This is a genomic window from Stella humosa (genome assembly GCF_006738645.1).
Taxonomy (GTDB): domain Bacteria; phylum Pseudomonadota; class Alphaproteobacteria; order ATCC43930; family Allostellaceae; genus Allostella; species Allostella humosa.
The window spans coordinates 5,482,678-5,501,478 of the sequence record NZ_AP019700.1 but is presented as its reverse complement, the minus strand read 5'-3'; the positions used below and the strand labels follow the sequence as shown (position 1 = coordinate 5,501,478).

General features: G+C 71.8%; 19 protein-coding genes. 10 read left to right on the top strand and 9 right to left on the bottom strand.

The window, feature by feature from the left end; translation table 11 throughout:
* Positions 1-104: 104 nt before the first annotated feature.
* From hemC to STVA_RS25870, 3 genes are read left to right on the top strand one after another with little or no spacing between them, the layout of a single operon-like run.
* On the top strand, positions 105-1,025 hold the full coding sequence (gene hemC, locus STVA_RS25880; protein WP_123690639.1) for a hydroxymethylbilane synthase: 921 nt from the start codon (positions 105-107) through the stop codon (positions 1,023-1,025).
* The gene (locus STVA_RS25875; protein ID WP_123690641.1) at positions 1,025-2,815 is read left to right on the top strand and encodes a uroporphyrinogen-III synthase; all 1,791 of its coding nucleotides are present in this window, start codon (positions 1,025-1,027) and stop codon (positions 2,813-2,815) included. Before hemC ends, STVA_RS25875 begins: the two co-directional genes overlap by 1 nt.
* Before the next feature lie 4 nt (positions 2,816-2,819).
* Positions 2,820-4,139: a heme biosynthesis protein HemY gene (locus STVA_RS25870; RefSeq protein ID WP_123690643.1), complete on the top strand. Its 1,320-nt coding sequence runs from the start codon at positions 2,820-2,822 to the stop codon at positions 4,137-4,139.
* Between the two features lie 18 nt (positions 4,140-4,157).
* Here the strand turns inward: STVA_RS25870 and cobU are convergent, their stop codons facing one another.
* Genes cobU through cobS form a run of 3 tightly spaced genes read right to left on the bottom strand, consistent with a single transcriptional unit; the run spans position 4,158 to position 6,163 of the window.
* The gene (gene cobU / locus STVA_RS25865) at positions 4,158-4,733 is read right to left on the bottom strand and encodes a bifunctional adenosylcobinamide kinase/adenosylcobinamide-phosphate guanylyltransferase (protein WP_170216515.1); all 576 of its coding nucleotides are present in this window, start codon (positions 4,731-4,733) and stop codon (positions 4,158-4,160) included.
* Positions 4,734-4,748: 15 nt separating this feature from the next.
* A complete protein-coding gene (locus STVA_RS25860; protein WP_123690645.1) occupies positions 4,749-5,381 on the bottom strand; it encodes a histidine phosphatase family protein in 633 nt (210 codons plus the stop codon).
* On the bottom strand, positions 5,378-6,163 hold the full coding sequence (cobS, locus tag STVA_RS25855) for an adenosylcobinamide-GDP ribazoletransferase (protein ID WP_123690647.1): 786 nt from the start codon (positions 6,161-6,163) through the stop codon (positions 5,378-5,380). Before cobS ends, STVA_RS25860 begins: the two co-directional genes overlap by 4 nt.
* A 127-nt stretch (positions 6,164-6,290) precedes the next feature.
* Here cobS and cobT point away from each other — a divergent pair, with 127 nt between their 5' ends.
* From cobT to STVA_RS25830, 5 genes are all read left to right on the top strand, one after another.
* Positions 6,291-7,310, top strand: a complete 1,020-nt coding sequence (gene cobT / locus STVA_RS25850) for a nicotinate-nucleotide--dimethylbenzimidazole phosphoribosyltransferase (RefSeq protein WP_179955424.1) — start codon at positions 6,291-6,293, stop codon at positions 7,308-7,310.
* A gap of 109 nt (positions 7,311-7,419) precedes the next feature.
* Positions 7,420-8,724, top strand: coding sequence for an ActS/PrrB/RegB family redox-sensitive histidine kinase (locus STVA_RS25845; protein ID WP_123690651.1), 1,305 nt, complete (start codon positions 7,420-7,422; stop codon positions 8,722-8,724).
* The gene (locus tag STVA_RS25840) at positions 8,721-9,272 is read left to right on the top strand and encodes an ActR/PrrA/RegA family redox response regulator transcription factor (protein ID WP_123690653.1); all 552 of its coding nucleotides are present in this window, start codon (positions 8,721-8,723) and stop codon (positions 9,270-9,272) included. Before STVA_RS25845 ends, STVA_RS25840 begins: the two co-directional genes overlap by 4 nt.
* A 16-nt stretch (positions 9,273-9,288) precedes the next feature.
* Positions 9,289-10,026: a metallophosphoesterase gene (locus STVA_RS25835; RefSeq protein WP_123690655.1), complete on the top strand. Its 738-nt coding sequence runs from the start codon at positions 9,289-9,291 to the stop codon at positions 10,024-10,026.
* Between the two features lie 80 nt (positions 10,027-10,106).
* Positions 10,107-11,060, top strand: a complete 954-nt coding sequence (locus STVA_RS25830) for a UDP-glucuronic acid decarboxylase family protein (protein ID WP_123690657.1) — start codon at positions 10,107-10,109, stop codon at positions 11,058-11,060.
* A 21-nt stretch (positions 11,061-11,081) separates the two neighbouring features.
* Here the strand turns inward: STVA_RS25830 and STVA_RS25825 are convergent, their stop codons facing one another.
* The 4 genes from STVA_RS25825 to STVA_RS25810 all read right to left on the bottom strand — a co-directional run bounded on the left by STVA_RS25825 (position 11,082) and on the right by STVA_RS25810 (position 15,014).
* Positions 11,082-11,720 (bottom strand): GNAT family N-acetyltransferase, encoded by a 639-nt coding sequence (locus STVA_RS25825; protein ID WP_197735741.1) that lies wholly within the window; start codon positions 11,718-11,720, stop codon positions 11,082-11,084.
* 9 nt (positions 11,721-11,729) lie between these two features.
* Complete coding sequence (locus STVA_RS25820; protein WP_123690659.1) at positions 11,730-13,589, bottom strand: extracellular solute-binding protein; 1,860 nt, start codon at positions 13,587-13,589, stop codon at positions 11,730-11,732.
* Between the two features lie 100 nt (positions 13,590-13,689).
* The gene (hisN, locus tag STVA_RS25815; protein ID WP_123690661.1) at positions 13,690-14,472 is read right to left on the bottom strand and encodes a histidinol-phosphatase; all 783 of its coding nucleotides are present in this window, start codon (positions 14,470-14,472) and stop codon (positions 13,690-13,692) included.
* 11 nt (positions 14,473-14,483) lie between these two features.
* Positions 14,484-15,014 carry a c-type cytochrome gene (locus tag STVA_RS25810; RefSeq protein WP_123690663.1) on the bottom strand — a complete coding sequence of 177 codons (531 nt, stop codon included), beginning with the start codon at positions 15,012-15,014 and terminating at the stop codon, positions 14,484-14,486.
* A gap of 235 nt (positions 15,015-15,249) precedes the next feature.
* Between STVA_RS25810 and STVA_RS25805 the strand changes: the two genes are divergently transcribed.
* Entirely contained in the window at positions 15,250-16,005 is a 756-nt protein-coding gene (locus tag STVA_RS25805) for a 3-deoxy-manno-octulosonate cytidylyltransferase (RefSeq protein ID WP_123690665.1), read from the top strand.
* A gap of 32 nt (positions 16,006-16,037) precedes the next feature.
* Entirely contained in the window at positions 16,038-16,916 is an 879-nt protein-coding gene (locus STVA_RS25800; RefSeq protein WP_123691342.1) for a prephenate dehydratase, read from the top strand.
* On the opposite strand, the gene STVA_RS25795 is transcribed toward STVA_RS25800, so the two are convergent.
* On the bottom strand, positions 16,880-17,794 hold the full coding sequence (locus STVA_RS25795) for an alpha/beta hydrolase (RefSeq protein ID WP_170216516.1): 915 nt from the start codon (positions 17,792-17,794) through the stop codon (positions 16,880-16,882). The genes STVA_RS25800 and STVA_RS25795 overlap by 37 nt on opposite strands.
* A gap of 61 nt (positions 17,795-17,855) precedes the next feature.
* Positions 17,856-18,779 (bottom strand): NAD(+) diphosphatase, encoded by a 924-nt coding sequence (gene nudC, locus STVA_RS25790; protein WP_123690669.1) that lies wholly within the window; start codon positions 18,777-18,779, stop codon positions 17,856-17,858.
* Positions 18,780-18,801: the final 22 nt, after the last annotated feature.

The window sequence follows — 18,801 nt, the reverse complement described above, 5'->3', positions numbered from 1 at the left end:
GCCTCTCGTTGGGGCAGGCGGCGGGCGCAGCCGGGCAGGCCGTCTCGACATGCGGCACCATGGACGGCTTTTCAACCCCGCCCTGGACGCTTAAACCGGACGGCATGAGTTCCCTTCGCATCGGCACCCGCGGCAGCCCGCTCGCCCTCCGGCAGGCCCACGCGGTGAAGGCCGCGCTGGCGGCGGCCGATCCAAGCCTGGCCGCGCCAGAGGCAATCGAGATCGTCGTCATCCGCACCACCGGCGATCGCGTGCAGGACCGCACCCTGGCCGAGATCGGCGGCAAGGGCCTGTTCACCAAGGAGATCGAGGACGGTCTGCTGGCCGGCACGCTCGATCTGGCCGTGCATTCCATGAAGGACGTGCCGACGGTCCTGCCGGACGGGCTGGTGATCGACGGCATGCTGCCCCGCGCCGACCCGCGCGACGCGCTGGTGGCGCTGTCGCGGGGCGGCCTGGAGAAGCTGCCCCGCGGTGCGGTAGTAGGCACCGCCTCGCTGCGCCGTCAGGCCCAGCTCCTCCATCTGCGCCCGGACCTGCGCGTCATCCCCTTCCGCGGTAACGTCGATACGCGGCTGGCCAAGCTAGAGGCTGGCAACGCCGTCGCGACGCTGCTGGCCCTGGCCGGCCTGATCCGCCTCGGCAAGATCGCGGTCGCCACCGCCGTGCTGGAGCCGGAGACGATGCTGCCAGCCGTGGCCCAGGGCGCCATCGGCATCGAGCGGCGGGCCGGCGACGAGCGGATGGCTCTCCTCCTGGCCCGGATCAGCGATCCCGCCACATTGACCGCCGTGGCGGCCGAACGGGCCCTGCTGGCGATGCTGGACGGTTCCTGCCGCACGCCGATCGCGGCCCTGGCCGAGCTGGAAGGCGACGGCGAGATCCGCCTGCGCGGCATGGTCGCAACGCCGGACGGGGTCCGCCTGGTCTCCGGCACCTGGACCGGCCCAGCCGCGGATGCCGTGCGCATCGGCAGCGAGGCCGGCGACGAGTTGCGCTCCCGCGCACCCTTTCTCGCCACGTGATGCGCGTTCTCCTGACCCGGCCGGAAGCCGAGTCGCGGGCGCTGGCGGCCGAGCTGGCCGCCGCCGGCATCCTCTCGGTCGTGGCACCCGTCCTGCGGATCGAGCCGGTGCCGGAAGCCGCGGCCGATCTGCAGCAGGGCCTGGACGGCGCACGGGCGCTGCTGTTCACCAGCGCCCAGGCCGTGGCCGCCTTTGCCCGCCTCAGCGCCAGGCGCGACCTGCCGGTCTTCGCCGTTGGCCCCGCGACCGCGGCCGCGGCCAGGGATGCCGGCTTTGCCGCGGTGGAGGGCGCGGACGGCGATGGCGCGGCGCTGGCCCTGCTGGTGGCGGCCCGGTTGGAACCCGGCGCGGAGCCGCTCGTGCATCCCGCCGGCGCCGACGTCGCCGGCGACCTGCCGGGCGCATTGGAGAAGGCGGGATTCCAGCTCCGCCGGGTCGTGCTCTACAAGGCGGAAGCGGTGGACGGGCTGCCGGCTGCAGCACGCGATGCCTTGCGGGCGGGAACGCTCGACGGGGTTCTGTTGTTCTCGCCCCGCACGGCCGCGCGCTTCGCCGAGCTGGTGACGTCCGCCGGTCTGGCGGGGTCGCCGTCCGACATACGCCTGCCGGTCGCCTACTGCCTGAGCCCGGCCGTGGCCGCGGCAGCGACCTTGCCCTGGCGCGCGGTCCGGGTTGCGGACGAGGCCAACCAGCCGTCGCTCCTCCGCCTGGTCGAAGCGGACCGGCCGAGCAACGAGGAACCGATAATGAGCGAGCCGAATGCGACCGGGCCTGCCGTCGATATCGGAACCGCGCCCCGGCACGGGTCGGCGTCGGGTGAATCGATGAAGGGTGGATCGACAGTCCCGCCTGCGCCGCCTGCGACTCCGACCGCGCGGGCAATCGGCGATTCGCCGCCTGCTCCGGTCCTGAGCCTCGGTGCCACGATCGGCGTGGCCGCCCTGGTGGCGATCCTGATCGCGCTGTCGGCCCCCCTCTGGCGCGGCTGGTTCTGGAGCGAGCCGCGTCCGGTCGCGGCTGCCGTCGACTTCGGTCCGATCGAGGCCAGGATGGCGGCCCTGGAGCGTCGGCCGCCGCCCGATACCGCGCCCCTGTCCGATGCCATCCGCCGGCTCCAGGCCGACATCGCCCGCCTGGCTGAGCGGCCGGCCGCCGACCCCGCGCTTTCGGCCGAGATCCAGCGCCTGCTCGGCATGGTCGATGCGCTCACCCGCCGGCTGGCGGAGACGGAGACGGCGATGCGCGACAATCGCCTGCGCGACCGCATCGGCGAACGCGCCCTGGTCGCGGCAACCGCATTGCGGGCCGCGGCCGAGCGCGGCGGGTCTTTCGCGAGCGAGCTGGAAACCGCCCGCGCCGCCCTGGCGGAAGACCCGGCCGCCAAGGAAGCGGTCGAAAGCCTGGCCCCCCATGCCGAGAAGGGCGTCGCCGATGCGGGCGCACTCGCCCGCCGCTTCGACCTGCTGTCGGCCGATATCGTCCAGGCGGCGCGCCGTGCGCCCGATGGCGACTGGGTCGACCGCACGGTCGAGCGCATGGCTTCCGTGCTGACGGTCCGCCGGGTCGAGGCGCCGGTGGCGGGCACGCCCGACGCGCATGTGGCGGCGGCCGAGAAGGCGCTGGCCGCGCGCGACGTGGCCGCGGCCCTGGAGGCGCTGGCACCGATCCGCGAGGCGGTCGCCCGGGCGGCGCCCGACTGGCTGGCGGCGGCGGAAGCGCGCCGCGCGGTCGACGCGGCGACGACGCGGGTTTCCCGCCGGGTCGCCGCCATCCTCGGCCGGGATCGCTGATCCCATGCGGCGCCTCCTGCTCTTCGTCGCACTTGCCGCCCTGGTCGTTGCCGGCGCGGTCTGGATCGCCGACCGGCCCGGCCGCATCTCCATCGTCTGGCAGGGCTGGCGGGTCGATACCTCGGTCGCCATCCTGCTTATCGTTACGGCGGCGACCGCGCTCTTCTTCGCGCTCGGTCTGCGTTTCCTCGGCTGGCTCGTGCGGGTGCCGCGGCAGTGGCGCCGCTGGCTGCACGAACGCCGCCGCCGTCGCGGCTACCAGGCGCTGACGCTGGGCATGGTCGCGGTTGCAGCCGGCGATCCGGACGAGGCCGCCCGCCACGCCCGGCGGGCCGACGTGTTGCTCGACGAGCCGCCATTGACCATGCTGCTGTCGGCGCAGGCAGCTCAGCTCAACGGCGACGAGGCGGCCGCCCGGCGCTACTTCAGCGCCATGCTGGACCGCAAGGAGACCGAGTTCCTCGGCCTGCGCGGGCTGCTGATGCAGGCAACGCGCACGGGCGACGCGGATGCCGCCCTGGAGCTGGCGCGCCGTGCTCGTCGCCTTCGGCCAGAGACCCCCTGGGTCCTGACCACCCTGTTCGAGCTCGAAAGCCGGGCCGGTCAGTGGCGCGGCGCGGAGGCGACGCTGGCGGAAGCGCAGCGACGCAACCTGCTGCCCGCCCCGGTCGCCCGCCACCGCCGCGCGACCGTGCTGCTGGAGCAGTCGCGCGCGGCCGAGGCCGATGGTCGACGCCACGATGCGGCGGACCTGGCCGCGCGCGCCCATGACGAGGACCGGGCGTTCGCGCCTGCGGCTGCCGCCTATGTCCGCCTGCTGGGCGCCACCGACCGGGTGCGCAAGGGCGAGCGCGTCGCCGAGAAGGCCTGGCCGCTCGGCCCCCATCCGGAATTGGCCGCCGCCTATGGCGATCTGGCCCCGTCGGCCGATCCCGTGGCCGCGGCCCAGCGGGTCGACCGGCTGGTGGCCGGCCTGCCCGATCACATCGAAAGCCGGATCGCCCAGGCAACCGCAGCCTTGCGCGCCGGCCTCTGGGGCGAGGCGCGGCAGAAACTCGGGGCGGCGATCGCCGAACGACCGAGCGCGCGCGCCTACGCCCTGATGGCCGAGGTCGAGGAGGGGGAGACCGCCGACGCGGCGGCCACCCAGAAATGGCTGCGGCTGGCGGCCGAGGCGCCGGCGGCGGAAGCCTGGACCTGCACGTCCTGCGGCAGCGTGGCGCCGGTATGGTCGGCGGTATGTCCGAGTTGCGGGGCGGTCGACGGGCTGCGCTGGCAGGCACCGGCCAGCGTGCCGTTGCTGGCCCATGCCGGGTCCGGCTGACGGGGCAGCGGCCCCCCGTCAGTTCGGACGCTCGGCGTCCTCGTCTTTCAGCACCATCGGCAGCCCGGCCATCATTACCACCACGCGGTCTGCCGCCGCCGCCACCTGCTGGTTGAGCCGGCCGGCATGGTCGCGGAAGGCGCGCGCCAGCGCGTTGTCGGGCACGATGCCCTGGCCCACCTCGTTGGCGACCAGCACCACGGGTGCCGCCGCCTCGTCGATCGTCGCCAGCAGGCGACGGGCCTCGGCCTCGACCGACCGCCCTTCCATCATCAGGTTGGACAGCCAAAGGGTCAGGCAGTCGACCAGGATCGGCTGGCCGGGCCGGCCGTGGGTCTCGATCGCGTGGGCGAGGTGCAGCGGTTCTTCGACCGTGGTCCAGAACGGGCCGCGGCGCTCGCGGTGCAGGCGGATCCGCTCGGCCATCTCGCCGTCGCCCGCCGTCGCGGTGGCGATGTAGAGCCCGGCCGCCGCCGCTTCTTCGATCATGGCCTCGGCATGGCTGCTCTTGCCCGATCGCGCGCCGCCCATGACCAGCGTCAGGCGCGGCAGCGCGACATAGCCCAGGATACCGGGTGGCGGGCGCCGGGGCATGGTCGCCGCGCCCGCTCAGGCCGCCATGTAGTTGACGCCGGCCACGCGCCAGCCATGGCCGAGGCCCGGCCCGTCGACATGCTCCAGCCGGGTCAGCGAGACGTTGTCCACCGAGAAGGCCAGCGCCGTCTCCGGCGGCAACTGCAGGGCGTGCGCGATGGCCGCACGGATGGTGCCGCCATGGGTCACGGCCACGATGTCGCGGCCGCGATGGATTTCGGTCAGCCGGTCGATGGCCGGGGCGACGCGCTCCATCAGGTGGACGAAGCTCTCGCCGCCGGGCGGCGCCTCGTGCGCGGGCGCCAGCCAGAAGCGGTGCCAGGATTCGCCGCGGGTCTCCTGCAGCTCGGCATATTTCAGCCCCTGCCAGTCGCCGAAGGACTGCTCGACGAAGGCCGGCTCGCGCGCGATCTCCGGCGCGACCGCACCGGCGGCGAGCAGGGCGTCGGCGGTCTGGATCGTCCGCAGCAAGGTGCTCGTCACCCATACCGCGTCGGTCGGCAACTGGCGGGCCAGCGCCGTGAACAGGGGCTCGTCGCCGCAATCGCAGGGATGGTCGGTCTGGCCATAGATGCGGCCGTCATTGACCCGCACGGGCGCGTGCCGCACCCACCACCAGCGCGTCGTCGTGTTCGTGCTCGTGTTCATGGCCGGCCGGCCGCCATCGTCAGAAGCATCACCATCTCCGTCACCTGCTGCGTCGCGCCCAGAACGTCGCCGGTGTACCCCCCGACCTGCCGGCGTGCAAGCCAGGCCATGGCAAGCATCGCAGCCGCCCCCGCGCCCAGCGCCATGGCCCCGCGGGCGGGACCCGCGGTCGCCAGCATGGCCGTCGTGCCTAGCGCCACGGCGATCGCCAGGGTGGCTGCCGACGGGCGACCCATGCCGGCGCCCAGGCCGTCGCGGCGGGCCGGCTGCAGGATGATGGCGAGGGCCGGGAACACGGCGCGCGAGGCCGCCCCGGTCGCGGCCAGGGCGGCGGGTGCAAGCCAGGGGTCGATCGCCGCCAGGGCCCCCACCTTGATCGCCAGCACGACGCCCAGCGCCAGCACGCCGAAGGTGCCGATGCGGCTGTCGCGCATGATCGCCAGCCGCTCGGCAGCCGACCGGCGCACGCCGAAGCCGTCGGCCGTATCGGCCAGCCCGTCCTCGTGCAGGGCACCCGTCAGCACCATGCCGGCCCCCAGCGCCAGCAGCGCGCCCGCCGGCGACGGCAGGCCCAGGAGATGGGCCGCCAGCAGCACCAGGCCGGAGCCGAGCCCCAGCAACGCCCCCACCAGCGGAAACACCCGCAGTGCCCGGGCCAACGCGCCGGGGGGCGGCGCCTCCGTGTCGCCCGGCAAGGGGATGCGGGTCAGCAACTGCCCGGCCCGCCGCAGGTCGGCTAGCCAGGCGGCGGGGCGGAAATCCTCGGGAGTGTCTGTGCGCACGGCTCCTGGTTTATAGAACGTGCCGTGTATCGGACACAGCCCGGCCGTGGCCGCCGGTCCGGTCGCCACAAGGTTGACCGGCCGCAACCGGCGTCCTATGCGAAGGCTCCATTCCCCTCAGGTAGCCATGCCACAACCCATCGCCACCCTCGACGAGATGCGGCGCATCCTCGCCATGTCGCCCGGTCCCGACGAAGCGGCGCGCGCGAAAGCCGTCGCGCGCGAGCGCCTGCTGACGAAGCCCGCGGGGGCGCTGGGCCGGCTGGAGACGATCACCGAATGGCTGGCCGCCTGGCAGGGCCGCCATCCGCCCGACATCCGCCGGCCGCGCACGGTGGTCTTCGCCGGCAATCACGGCGTGGCCGCGCGCGGGGTGTCGGCCTATCCCGCGTCGGTCACCCAGCAGATGATGGCGAACTTTGCCGCGGGCGGGGCGGCGGTGAACCAGCTCTGCACGACGATGGATGCCGATCTCCGCGTCTACGAGCTGGACCTGGAGCACCCGACGGCCGACTTCACCCAGGGTCCCGCGATGGGCGAGGAGGCCTGCGCGCGGGCCATGGCCTACGGCATGATGGCCGTCGAACAGGGCATCGACCTGCTGGCGCTGGGCGAGATGGGGATCGGCAACACGACGGCGGCTGCCGCCCTGGCCCATGCGCTCTTCGGCGGCACGGCGGCCGACTGGGTCGGCCCCGGCACCGGCGTCGCCGGGCCGGCGCTGGCAACCAAGACCGCGGCGGTGGAGGCGGCGGTCGCGGCCAACCGCGCGGCTATGACTGATCCGTTCGAGACGCTGCGCTGCCTTGGCGGCTACGAGCTGGCGGCGATCGCGGGCGCCATCCTGGCTGCCCGCCTGGGCCGCGTGCCGGTGCTGCTCGATGGCTATGCCGCGACGGCCGCCGCCGCGGTCCTGTTCGCGGCCGACGCCCGCGCGCTCGACCACTGCCTGGTCGGCCATTGCTCGGCCGAGCCCGGCCATCGCCGCCTGCTCGCCCGTCTCGGGCAGGAACCGCTCCTCGACCTCGGCATGCGCCTGGGCGAAGGCTCTGGCGCCACGCTGGCGATTGCCATCGTCAAGGCGGCTGCCGCCTGCCATGCCGGCATGGCGACTTTCGCCGAAGCCCGCGTCGACGGTCCGGCGTGACCCTGTCCAGCCGGCTGCCGTTCGGCTCGGGGCTTTACGCGGTGATCGGCCGCGTGGACTATGGCCCTTCGCCCGTAACCGTCCTGCGCGGATCGGGCAAGGGGGGCTGATGTCGCTATCGGCTTGGATCGGCGGCGACCGGTCGCGCGTCGACGGTCGCGTCTGGGTCAACCTGCGCACGCTGGTCGCCATCCGCTGGCTGGCCGTGATCGGCCAGGCGGCGACGCTGGTCTTCGTCCAGGTGTCGCTGGGCTACCCGCTGCCGCTGGCGACGGCGTTGCTGGTGGTCGGGGCCTCGGCCGCGGTCAACATCGTCGCCACCCTCCAGCGCCCGGCACAGACCCGCCTCACCGATCGCGACGCGGCGGCCTATCTCGCCTTCGACGTGTTCCAGCTCTCCGGCCTGCTGTTCCTGACGGGCGGGCTGGAGAACCCGTTCGCGGTGCTGATCCTGGCGCCGGTCACGGTGTCGGCGACCATCCTGTCGCGGCCGACGACGATCGGCCTGTGCCTCTTCACGCTGCTCGCCATCGTCGTGCTGGTGTTCTTCCGCTGGCCGCTGCCCTGGCCGCCGCCGGGCCTGGAACTGCCGCCGATGTACCGCTTCGGGGTGGCCGCCGCCCTGGCGCTGGCGACCGTCTTCATCGCCGCCTACACATGGCAGGTCACGGCCGAGGCCCGCCGCCTGACCGAGGCGCTGGCCGCCACCCAGATGGCGCTGGCGCGCGAGCAGCAACTGTCGGCGGTGGGGGCGTTGGCCGCGGCGGCGGCGCACGAACTGGGGTCCCCGCTCGGCACCATCGCCGTCGTCGCCCGCGAACTCTCGCGCGAGCTGCCGGACAAGGGGCCGTGGCGCGAGGATCTCGACCTGCTCGAAAGCCAAGTGGCGCGCTGCCGCGACATCCTGGCCGAGCTGGCGCAGCGGCCGGAACGCAACTCCCCCTTCGACGGCATCGCGCTGTCGCTGCTGGTGGATCTGGCGGCGGCACCGCACCTGCCGGCCCACATCGACTTCGAGATCGTGCGCGACGGGCCGGACGAACCGGCCGAGCCGATCGTGCCGGAACGGCCGGAACTGCGCCACGCACTCGGCAACCTGTTGCAGAACGCCTTCCAGTTCGCGGATTCCGAAGTGCGTGCTACGGTCGGATGGGACGCGACGGAGGCCTGGATCCTGGTCCGCGACGACGGTCCCGGCTTCCGGCCAGAGGTTCTGGCCCGCATCGGCGAGCCCTATGTTTCCGGCCGGGACCGGCCCGGCGGGTCGATGGGCCTCGGTATCTTCATCGCCGAGACCCTGCTGGCCCGCACCGGTGCCGGCCTGGCGGTGGAGAATGCGGCATCCGGCGGCGCCGAGGTTGCGATCCGCTGGCACCGCGACAGATTGGAGGGGCTGCAGCCGTCACCATCATGACCGAACCCATCGACGCTCCCACGGGACCCACCCTGCTCGTCGTCGACGACGACGCCCCCCTGCGCACGCGCCTGGCCACGGCCATGGAGCGGCGCGGCTATCAGGTGACCACCGCCGAGAGCGTGGCCGCCGGCATCGCGGCCGCGCGCTCGATCCGGCCGCTCTATGCCGTATGCGACCTGAAGCTCGGCGACGGCAACGGGCTGGAGGTGGTGCAGGCGGTCCGCGCCGCCCGCCCGGACGCCCGCGTCGTCGTGCTGACCGGCTATGGCAACATCGCCACCGCGGTCGCCGCGGTGAAGGCGGGCGCCGTCGACTATCTGGCCAAGCCGACCGATGCGGACGCCATCGAGTCCGCCCTGAAAGCACAGGGCGACAAGCTCCCGCAACCGCCCGAGCAGCCGATGTCGGCCGACCGCGTGCGCTGGGAGCATATCCAGCGGGTGTTCGAGCAGTGCGACCGCAACGTGTCGGAGACGGCGCGCCGCCTGCGCATGCATCGGCGCACGCTCCAGCGCATCCTGAACAAGCACGCGCCGCGCGACTGACCGCGGCTCCCGCCCGGTGACGAGCGCCCCGCGCGTTCCCGAAGGCACGATCGTCTACGCCGTGGGCGACGTCCACGGGCGAGACGACCTGCTGGCGGAGCTCCACGGCCGCATCGTCGCGGATGCGGCGGAATCGGCTGCCGTCCGCCGCGTGCTGCTCCATCTGGGCGACTATGTCGACCGCGGGCCGGCATCGCGCCAGGTGGTCGGGCGCTTGGCGGCGGGGCCGCCGGCGGGGTTCGAGGGGGTCGCGCTGAAGGGCAACCACGAGGCCTTCTTGCTGGCCTTCCTGCGCCGCGCGGAAGCCGCCGAGGGCTGGCTCGCCAATGGCGGCGATGCGACGCTCTACAGCTATGGCGTCACCCCGCCCGACCGCGGCGACGAGGAGGACGCCGATCGCGCCCGGGTCGAACTGGCCGCGGCGATGCCGGCCGACCACCGGGCGTTCCTGACGGGACTGCGCCTGCTGCACCAGGAGGGCGACTACCTCTTCGTCCATGCGGGCATCCGGCCGTGGGCGCCGATCGACCGGCAAGTGGAATCCGACCTGCTGTGGATCCGCGAGCCGTTCCTCGACTGGGCGGCGCCGTTCGGCCCGATCATCGTGCATGGCCACACCATCAGCCGCTCGCCCGACATCCGCCCCAACCGCATCGGCATCGACACCGGCGCCTATGCCACCGGCGTGCTGACCTGCCTCGTGCTCGAAGGCAGCGAGCGGCGATTCCTGCAGACCGGACGCGGCCGGACCTGACGCGGGCTTGCGTGCGTGACGATCGGGCCGGGATCGGCTATCGAGGGTCGTTCCTCCTACCCGAGCGGGCGTATCCGATCATGACCAAGCGTATCCTGGTGACCGGCGGGGCGGGCTTCCTCGGCTCCCATCTCGTGGAGCGGCTGCTCGCCGAAGGTCATGACGTGCTGTGCGCCGACAACTATTTCACCGGCCGCCGCGCCAACCTGGCCCACCTGCTCGACAACAAGCGGCTGGAGGCGCTGCGCCACGACATCACCTTCCCGCTCTATGTCGAGGTCGACGAGATCTACAACCTCGCCTGCCCGGCTTCGCCCATCCACTACCAGTTCGACCCGGTGCAGACGACCAAGACCAGCGTGCTGGGCTCGATCAACATGCTGGGGCTGGCCAAGCGGCTGAAGGCCAAGATCCTGCTGTCCTCAACCTCGGAAGTGTATGGCGACCCGCTGGTCCATCCCCAGACCGAGGACTATCGCGGCAACGTCAACACCATCGGCCCGCGCGCCTGCTACGACGAGGGCAAGCGCTGCGCCGAGACGCTGTTCTTCGACTATCACCGCCAGCACAACCTGCGCATCCGCGTCGCCCGCATCTTCAACACCTACGGGCCGCGCATGCACCCCAATGACGGCCGGGTGGTGTCGAACTTCATCGTCCAGGCGCTGAAGAACGCGCCCATCAGCGTCTATGGCGACGGCATGCAGACGCGGGCCTTCTGCTACGTCGACGACATGATCGACGGGTTGTGGCGGCTGATGAACGCGCCGGACGGGGTAACCGGTCCGATCAACATCGGCAATCCGGTGGAAATTCCGGTCATCGAACTGGCGCGCCGCGTCATTGCCATGACCGGGTCGCGCTCCACCATCCAGCACCAGCCGCTGCCGGTCGACGACCCGCTGCAGCGTTGCCCGGTCATCGACCGCGCGCGCGAACTGCTGGGCTGGAACCCGGAGGTCTCGCTGGAGATCGGCCTGGGCCGGACGATCGCCTATTTCGATGCCGAGATGCGGCGCGGCGCCATCGCGTGACGTGCCAGACGGCGCGGCCGGTCAGGCGCGGTCCCGCTCCAGCACCGCGACGTGCGGGGCCGCATCCCGCGGCAGGGTGCCGTCGAGGCGCGGGTCGTCCAGCACCTCGACGCCGGTCGCGTAGGGCGTGAAGCCGCACGCCATGTAGAACGGCACGGCCGCCGGATGGTCGTGGGTGCAGGTGTGCAGCCATACCCGGTCCGGCCGGCCGGCGAAGGCCTGCTCCAGCGTGGCCGCCATCATCGCCTTGCCCAGGCGGCGACCGGTCGCCTCCGGCACCAGGCCGAAATCCAGGATTTCGACCGACCGGGGGGCGCTGTCGTCCAGCACCACCAGACCGACTTCCGCTCCCTGGTCGCGGGCGACGAAGACCCGAAGCGCCGGGTCGCCGATGCGGGCGGCCAGGGCGGCATCGTCCAGGTCGAGGTCCATGGCCCACAGCCAGGGCGTGCCGACCCGGCGGAACAGCGCCCGGTACCAGACGGGATCGGGGCGCTCCACCCGCACGAGGTCGATCGGCGCGGCCAGCGGCACGGCGGGCGGGGCGCGCATCTCCAGCCAGGTGACGACGTTCAGGATCTTTCCTCGCGGAAAGACGTGATAGCCGTCGGGCAGCGGGGCCGGCCCGGCCGTGCGCCCGTCGTTGCGCTGCTTGGCCACGCCGTTTCGTCAGTTCGACCGGTTGGGGCGACGGGCGCGCAATGCGGATTCCTTGGCCGGGTCGATCCACCAGGTGGCCAGGAAACCCAGGCTGTACTTGGCCGTGACGGGCGGTCGGGCGAAGCGATCCCAGTAGGCGATGCGCCAGGTGCGGCTGTGCCAGTTGGGAATGGCGTAGTGGCCCCACAGCAGCACCCGGTCCAGCGCCCGGGTGCGGTCGACCAGCGCCTGGCGGTCGGGCGCGTTGATGACCAGCTCGATCAGCTTGTCGACCACCGGGTCGGCGACGCCGATGGTGTTGCGGCTGCCCTCGACCTTGGCGGCGGCCGACGACCACATGTCGCGCTGCTCGTTGCCGGGCGACAGCGACTGGCCGAACACCTCCACGGTGACGTCGTAGTCGAAGGTCTCCATGCGCTTCTGGTACTGGGCGCTGTCGACCGTGCGCACCCGCGCCTGGATGCCCAGGCGCTCCAGGTTCTTGGCGAACGGCAGCGCGATCCGCTCCCAGGTGGGCTGCGACAGCAGGATCTCGAAGCTCATCGCCTCGCCGGTCTTCTCGTGCACCAAGCGGCGGTCCTTGATCACCCAGCCGGCCGCCTTCAACTGGTCGAAGGCGACGCGCAGGTTGTCGCGCAGGTTGCCGCTGCCGTCGGTCGACGGCGGCACGTACTCCTTGGTGAAGACCTCGTCGGGGACCTGGCCGCGGAAAGGCTCCAGGATCGCCAGCTCCGCCGGGCCGGGCAGGCCCGAGGATGCCAGCTCGGAGTTCGAGAAGTACGAGCGGGTGCGCGCATAGGCGCCGTAGAAGAGCGTCTTGTTGGTCCACTCGAAGTCGAAGGCGTGCGCTATGGCGTCGCGCACCCGGCGGTCGGCGAAGATCGGCCGGCGGATGTTGAAGACGAAGCCCTGCATGCCGGTCGGCTGCTCGTTGGCGATCTCCTCGCGCTTGATCAGCCCCTCGGTGACGGCCGGCGCGTCGTAGCCGGTCGCCCAGTCCTTGGCCACGTTCTCCTGGCGGAAGTCGTACTCGCCGCCCTTGAACGCCTCCAGCGCCACGGTGCTGTCGCGATAATAGTCGTAGCGGATGCGGGCGAAATTATACTGGCCCTTCAGCGCCGGCACCTGGTCGGACCAGTGATTCTCGATGCGCTTGTAGGTGATGGACCGGCCGGCATCGACCGACTCGACGACATAGGGGCCGCTGCCGAGCGGCGCCTCCAGCGTGGTGCGATCGAACTCGCGATTGGCCCAGTAGGCGCGCGGCAGGATCGGCATCTGGCCGACGATGAGCGGCAGTTCCGGGTTGTCGGCGGCGCGGAAGGTGAAGCGCACCTGCCGCGGGCCGGTCACCTCGCCCTTCGCCACGTCGGCATAGTAGGTGCGATAGAAGGGCGCGCCCTTGGTCTTCAGCGTCTCGAGCGTGAAGATCAGGTCGTCCGGCGTGATCGGGGTGCCGTCGTTGAACTTGGCCTCCGGCCGCAGGTTGAAGGCGACCCAGCTCCGGTCCTCGGGCACGATGAAGCTCTCGGCGACGATGCCGTACTCCGAGAAGGCCTCGTCGCCCGAATTGGCCGTCAGCGTCTGGAACAGCAGGCCGGCACCAGCCGCCGGCACGCCCTTCAGGGTGAATGGGTTCAGCGTGTCGTACGTGCCGATCGCCGCCAGGCGCACCGTGCCACCCTTGGGCGCGGCGGGGTTGGCATATTCGAAATGCTTGAAGTCCGGCGGGTACTTCAGCTCGCCATACATCGACATGCCGTGCCGTGGCTTCTCGTCGGCCTGGGCCGGGCCGGCGGCGATCGCCGCGACGAGCAAAGGGGCCGCGACAACGAGGGGGGCGGCCAGGATGCGGGCAAACATGGTCATCGGTGCCTCTCTTCTCGCCGTTCCGTCTGTCGTGGCTTACCTGTGGCGGCAGGGGACGAACGGCAAGCGGCGGGCCGGGCCGGCGGCGATGAAAAGCGGTTCAGCCGGCAATCCGCTCCAGGGCCGCGGCATGGGTGCGGGCGTCGCCGGCCAGCGCCATGCGATGGCCGGAATGCAACCCCAGCGGCTGCCCTTCCCAGTCGGTGACGATGCCGCCGGCACCCTCGATCACCGGCACCAGGGCGCAGAAATCATAGGTCTGCAGCGACGACTCGACGATCAGGTCGCCATGGCCGGATGCCACCATGGCGGTCGCATAGCAGTCGGTGCCCCACCGGGTCATCTTGACCGACTGGCGGACACGCTCGAACGCCGGGATCTCGTCGCCCTTGAACATGTCGGGCGAGGTGGCGAACAGCGTGGCCCGGCCCAGCGCCGCGCAGGCGCGCGTGCGCACCGGCTGGCCGTTCAGGGTGGTGCCGTGCCCGATGGCGCCGACCCAGCGCTCGCGCGAGATGGGCTGGTCGATCACGCCCAGGACCGGGCGGCCGCCCTGCAACAGGGCGATCAGGGTGCCGAACACGGGCACGCCCGAGATGAAGGCCTTGGTGCCGTCGATCGGATCCAGCACCCAGACGAACTCGGCATCGAGTCGGACAGCGCCATGCTCCTCGCCGAGAATGCCGTGATCGGGAAAGGCGTCCTCGATCAGGCGCCGGATCGCCGTCTCGGCGTCGCGGTCGGCAATGGTGACGGGGCTCTCGTCGGCCTTGTCGACGATCGCCACGCCTGAGCGGAAGTGCGGGCGGATGACCGCGCCCGATGCATCGGCCATGCGATGCACCAGGGCGATCGCCTCTGGCGGAAAGGAAGGGGCGGTCATGCGCCCGCCGATCAAGGCAGCGGCTTGGGGCTGCCGCTCAGCGTCCGCAGATAGGCGATCAGGGCCGCCCGGTCCTCGGCCTTGGGCAGGCCGGCAAAGGCCATCTTGGTGCCGGGCGCATAGGCGCGCGGGCTGGCCAGGAAGGCGTTCAGGTCTTCATAGGTCCAGTCGCCGGGCTTGCTCTTGATCGCGTCGGAATAGGCGAAACCCTGGGCATGGGCGTGCTTGGCGCCGACGATGTCCCAGAGGTTCGGCCCCACGCGATTGGGCCCACCCTGGTTGAAGGTGTGACACGCGACGCACTTCTTCGACTGCGCCTCGCCGGCCGCGACGTCGGCGCTGGCCAGCAGGGGCGCGACCGGCGCCAGGACGGCCGGGGCGGCAGGCGCGGCAGCGGCGGCGGACTCGACGCCCTCGACCTTGTAGACGCTCTCCTTCAGCGCATGCGGATGGACGAGGATTCCGGCGATGAAACCGGAGGTCATGGCGATCACGCCGGCCATCAGGACCGCGGCGGCGATTTTGTTGGACTCCAGACTCATGGCCGCGACCTCGTGCTCCTCGCTAGGCTCAACCGGAAGGCTGCCTCCCACCGTCCGGAGGAGCCATCCACCCGGACGGGCAGGACCCGCGGCTGCAAGGTGGATGGGCATGAGATACATCCGAAAGCCGCTGACAGCATCAGGAAAATGTGCTTCATCGGGTCGCGGTGCGGGAGCCAAGCCGTTGTAACGGCCGGGCTTTCCGCTGCGGCATAACGACGCATGACGAGATGACGTGACCCTTCCCGTCCACCCCATCGTGGTGATTCCGGCCCGTCTGGCGGCCACGCGCCTGCCGGACAAGCCGCTGGCCGACATCCATGGCGAACCGATGATCGTCCATGTCTGGCGCCGGGCCATGGAAGCCGGGACCGGGCCGGTGCTGGTGGCGGCTGGCGACCAGCCGATCGTCGACGCGATCGAGCGCGCCGGCGGCCATGCCGTGCTGACCGATCCCGACCTGCCGCGCGGCAGCGACCGGGTGTGGGCGGCCCTCCAGGCGTTCGATCCGGCCGGCCGGTACGACGCGATCATCAATGTCCAGGGCGACCTGCCGACGATCGATCCGGCCCTGGTGCGCCGCTCGCTCGACCCGCTGGCCGACCCTGCCGTCGACATCACCACGCTGGCCGCCGTCATCACCCGGCCCGAGGAGCGCGCCAACCCCAACGTGGTGAAGGCGATCGCCGCCTTCGCCGACGACCGGCCGGTGGCGCGCGCGCTCTACTTCACCCGCGTGACCGCCCCCTTCGGCGACGGCCCGCTCTACCACCATATCGGCCTCTATGCCTTCCGCCGCCGGGCGCTGGAGCGGTTCGTGGCCCTGCCCCAGGGCATCCTGGAGCGGCGCGAAAGCCTGGAGCAGCTCCGCGCGCTGGAGGCCGGGATGCGCATCGACGTGGCCCTGGTCGACACGGTGCCGCTCGGCGTCGACACGGCCGAAGACCTCGAACGCGCGCGTGCCATCCTGGCGCCCGCCCGACCCCGCTGACCATGCCGCCCGGCCGCCCGACAAAGGAAACCATGCCCGTGACGAAAGCCGCTGCCGGCCGCATCGCCTTCCAGGGACAGCTCGGCGCCTATTCGCACCTTGCCTGCCGCAACGCCCGCCCGGCGTTCGAGCCGCTGCCCTGCGGCGATTTCGACGACGCCTTCGCGGCCGTGGCGGACGGCCAGGCGAGCCTGGGCATGATTCCGATCGACAATTCGGTCGCGGGCCGGGTTGCCGACATCCACCACCTGATGCCCCATTCCGGGCTGCATATCGTGGGCGAGCATTTCCAGCCGGTGCATCATCACCTGCTGGCCCCGCCGGGTGCCACGCTGTCCAGCCTGCGCCAGGTGCGCAGCCACATTCATGCCCTGCCGCAATGCCGGGCCTTCCTGCGCCGCCATGGTCTCGAAGCGGTGGTGGCCGCCGACACGGCCGGTGCGGCGCGCGATGTGGCGGCCTTGGGCGATCCCAGCATCGGCGCCATCGCCTCCTCGCTGGCGGGCGAGATCTACGGGCTGGTCTCGCTCGCCGCCAACATCGAGGATGCGGCCAACAACACCACCCGCTTCGTGATTCTGGCACGCGAGCCGCAGGTGCCGGGCCCGCGTTCCGGCGGCACGATCATCACCACTTTCGTCTTCCGCGTCCGCAGCGTTCCGGCCGCCCTCTACAAGGCGCTGGGCGGCTTTGCCACCAACGGCGTCAACATGACGAAGCTGGAAAGCTACATGGTGCAGGGCCGCTTCGAGGCGACGCAGTTCTATGCCGACGTGGAGGGCCATCCCGAGGAGCGGCCGCTGCGTCTGGCGCTGGAGGAGCTGCAGTTCTTCTCGCGCGACCTGCGCATCCTTGGCGTCTACCCGGCCGATGCCTACCGTGCCGACAACCTGACGGCCGAAGCTGACTGAGCCGCCGGCCGCGCGGCCGCCACGAATCGCGCAAGGTCGTCCGGGACGGGCGGGTCGTTGCGCGACAGGGGCGACAGCGACAGGACGATCCCGGCATGGGTGACGCCGGGATAGAGCTTCACCTCCACCGGCACGCCCATGGCCGTCAGGCGCTCGGCCAGCCGGCGCGAATTGCGGGGATAGACGGTGTCGTCGGCGGTGCCGTGCAGCAGCAGGGTCGGCGGCGTGCCGGCGTCGGCCACCAGCGCCGGCTGCGTCGCCTCAAGCGGCGAGACCTGGGCGAAGACGGCCTTCGTCGCCTCGGTGTCGAGCGGCAGGAAGTCGTACGGTCCGGCCAGGCCGATCAGGCCGGCGATGGCCTTGCGATCGACCCCGTGGGCGGCCAGCCACTTCGCCTCGGCCGCGACCATGGCGACATTGTAGGCACCGGCCGAGTGGCCCATCAGGAACACGCGGCCGGGGTCGCCGCCCAGCCCGCCGGCCTCGCGCAGCGTCCAGGCGACTGCGGCGGCCGTGTCTTCGACGAAGGCCGGCCAGCGCGCCTTGGGGTGCAGGCGATAGTCGGGAAGGACGGCGACATAGCCGCGCGCGGCCAGTTCCTGGCCGACGAAACGGTACTGCTCGCGCGCACCCCCGGTCCATGAGCCGCCATAGACGAAGACGATGACGGGGGCCGGCCGGGCCGTGGCCGGCGGCAGGTAGACGTCCAGCTTCTGGCGCGGGTCGTCGCCATAGACGAGGCCGACCCGTCGCTCCTCGGGCGTGGTCACGACCACGGCGTTCAGCAGGTCGATCGGCGCGCAGCCGACGAGTGCGAGGGCGGCGAGGACGGGGCGGGCCAGGAGCGACAGGATGGGCAGCGAGAGGATGGAAGCCATGGCGATCATACGCAGCGGACGCCGCGGGCGGATCGCCGGTTCCCTCCCCAGCTTGCGATATTCAGGCGGGAACGGCGCCCTTCAGCCAGTCCTCGACCAGTTGGCGGGCGATCGAATCGGGCCGCGGCAGGCGGAAGGTGTCGTCGGCCGCATGGTTCAGGATCCAGTCGCGCTCGAACCAGGCGGCCGATTCCAGCTCGTTGTGGTCGACCATGATCTCGTCGCTGACCGCGCGGGCGTGGAAGCCCAGCATGATCGAGGACGGGAAGGGCCAGGGCTGCGAGGAGTGGTAGATGGCGTCCTCTACGACGATGCCGGTCTCTTCCTTCACCTCGCGGGCGACGGCGTCCTCCAGGCTCTCGCCCGGCTCGACGAAGCCCGCCAGCGTCGAATGCATGCCGGCCGGGAACTGCGGCTGGCGGCCGAGCAGGCAGCGGTTGCCGCGATGGACCAGCATGATGACGGCCGGGTCGGTGCGCGGGAAATGGCTGGTCTTGCACTCGGGGTTGGTGCAGCGGCGCTGGTGCCCGGCCTCGCTCGACTGGGTGGGGCTGCCGCAGACGCCGCAGAAGCGGTGGCGGGAATGCCAGTGCAGGATGCCGCGGGCATAGGCCATCATGCCGCCCTCGGCATGGGCCAAGGCCGGGCCGACGCGGCGCAAGTCGAAGAAGTCGCCGAGCTCGGCTACGCCCGGCAGCTCCAGCGGGTCGTCGACCGCCGACAGGTCGACCGCGAAATGGGCGACGCCGCCATGGATGCCCAGCAGCGCCAGCGTCGCGCCGGCTTCCACATGGTCGCGAAACGTGCCGGCTGGCAGCCAGCCCGCCGCCGGCTGCTCGCCGCGCGCGATGAAGTTCTGCGACCGCCAGACCGGCTGTATACGGCTCTCGGGGTCGGCCAGCCGTTCAGCCAGCCAGGCCGCATCGCGCCGCAGGTGGCTGACCCGATCGAGGCCGTTGGACGCGTAGAAATTGGGACGCTGCATGGTGGCGACAGTCGCACGCCGC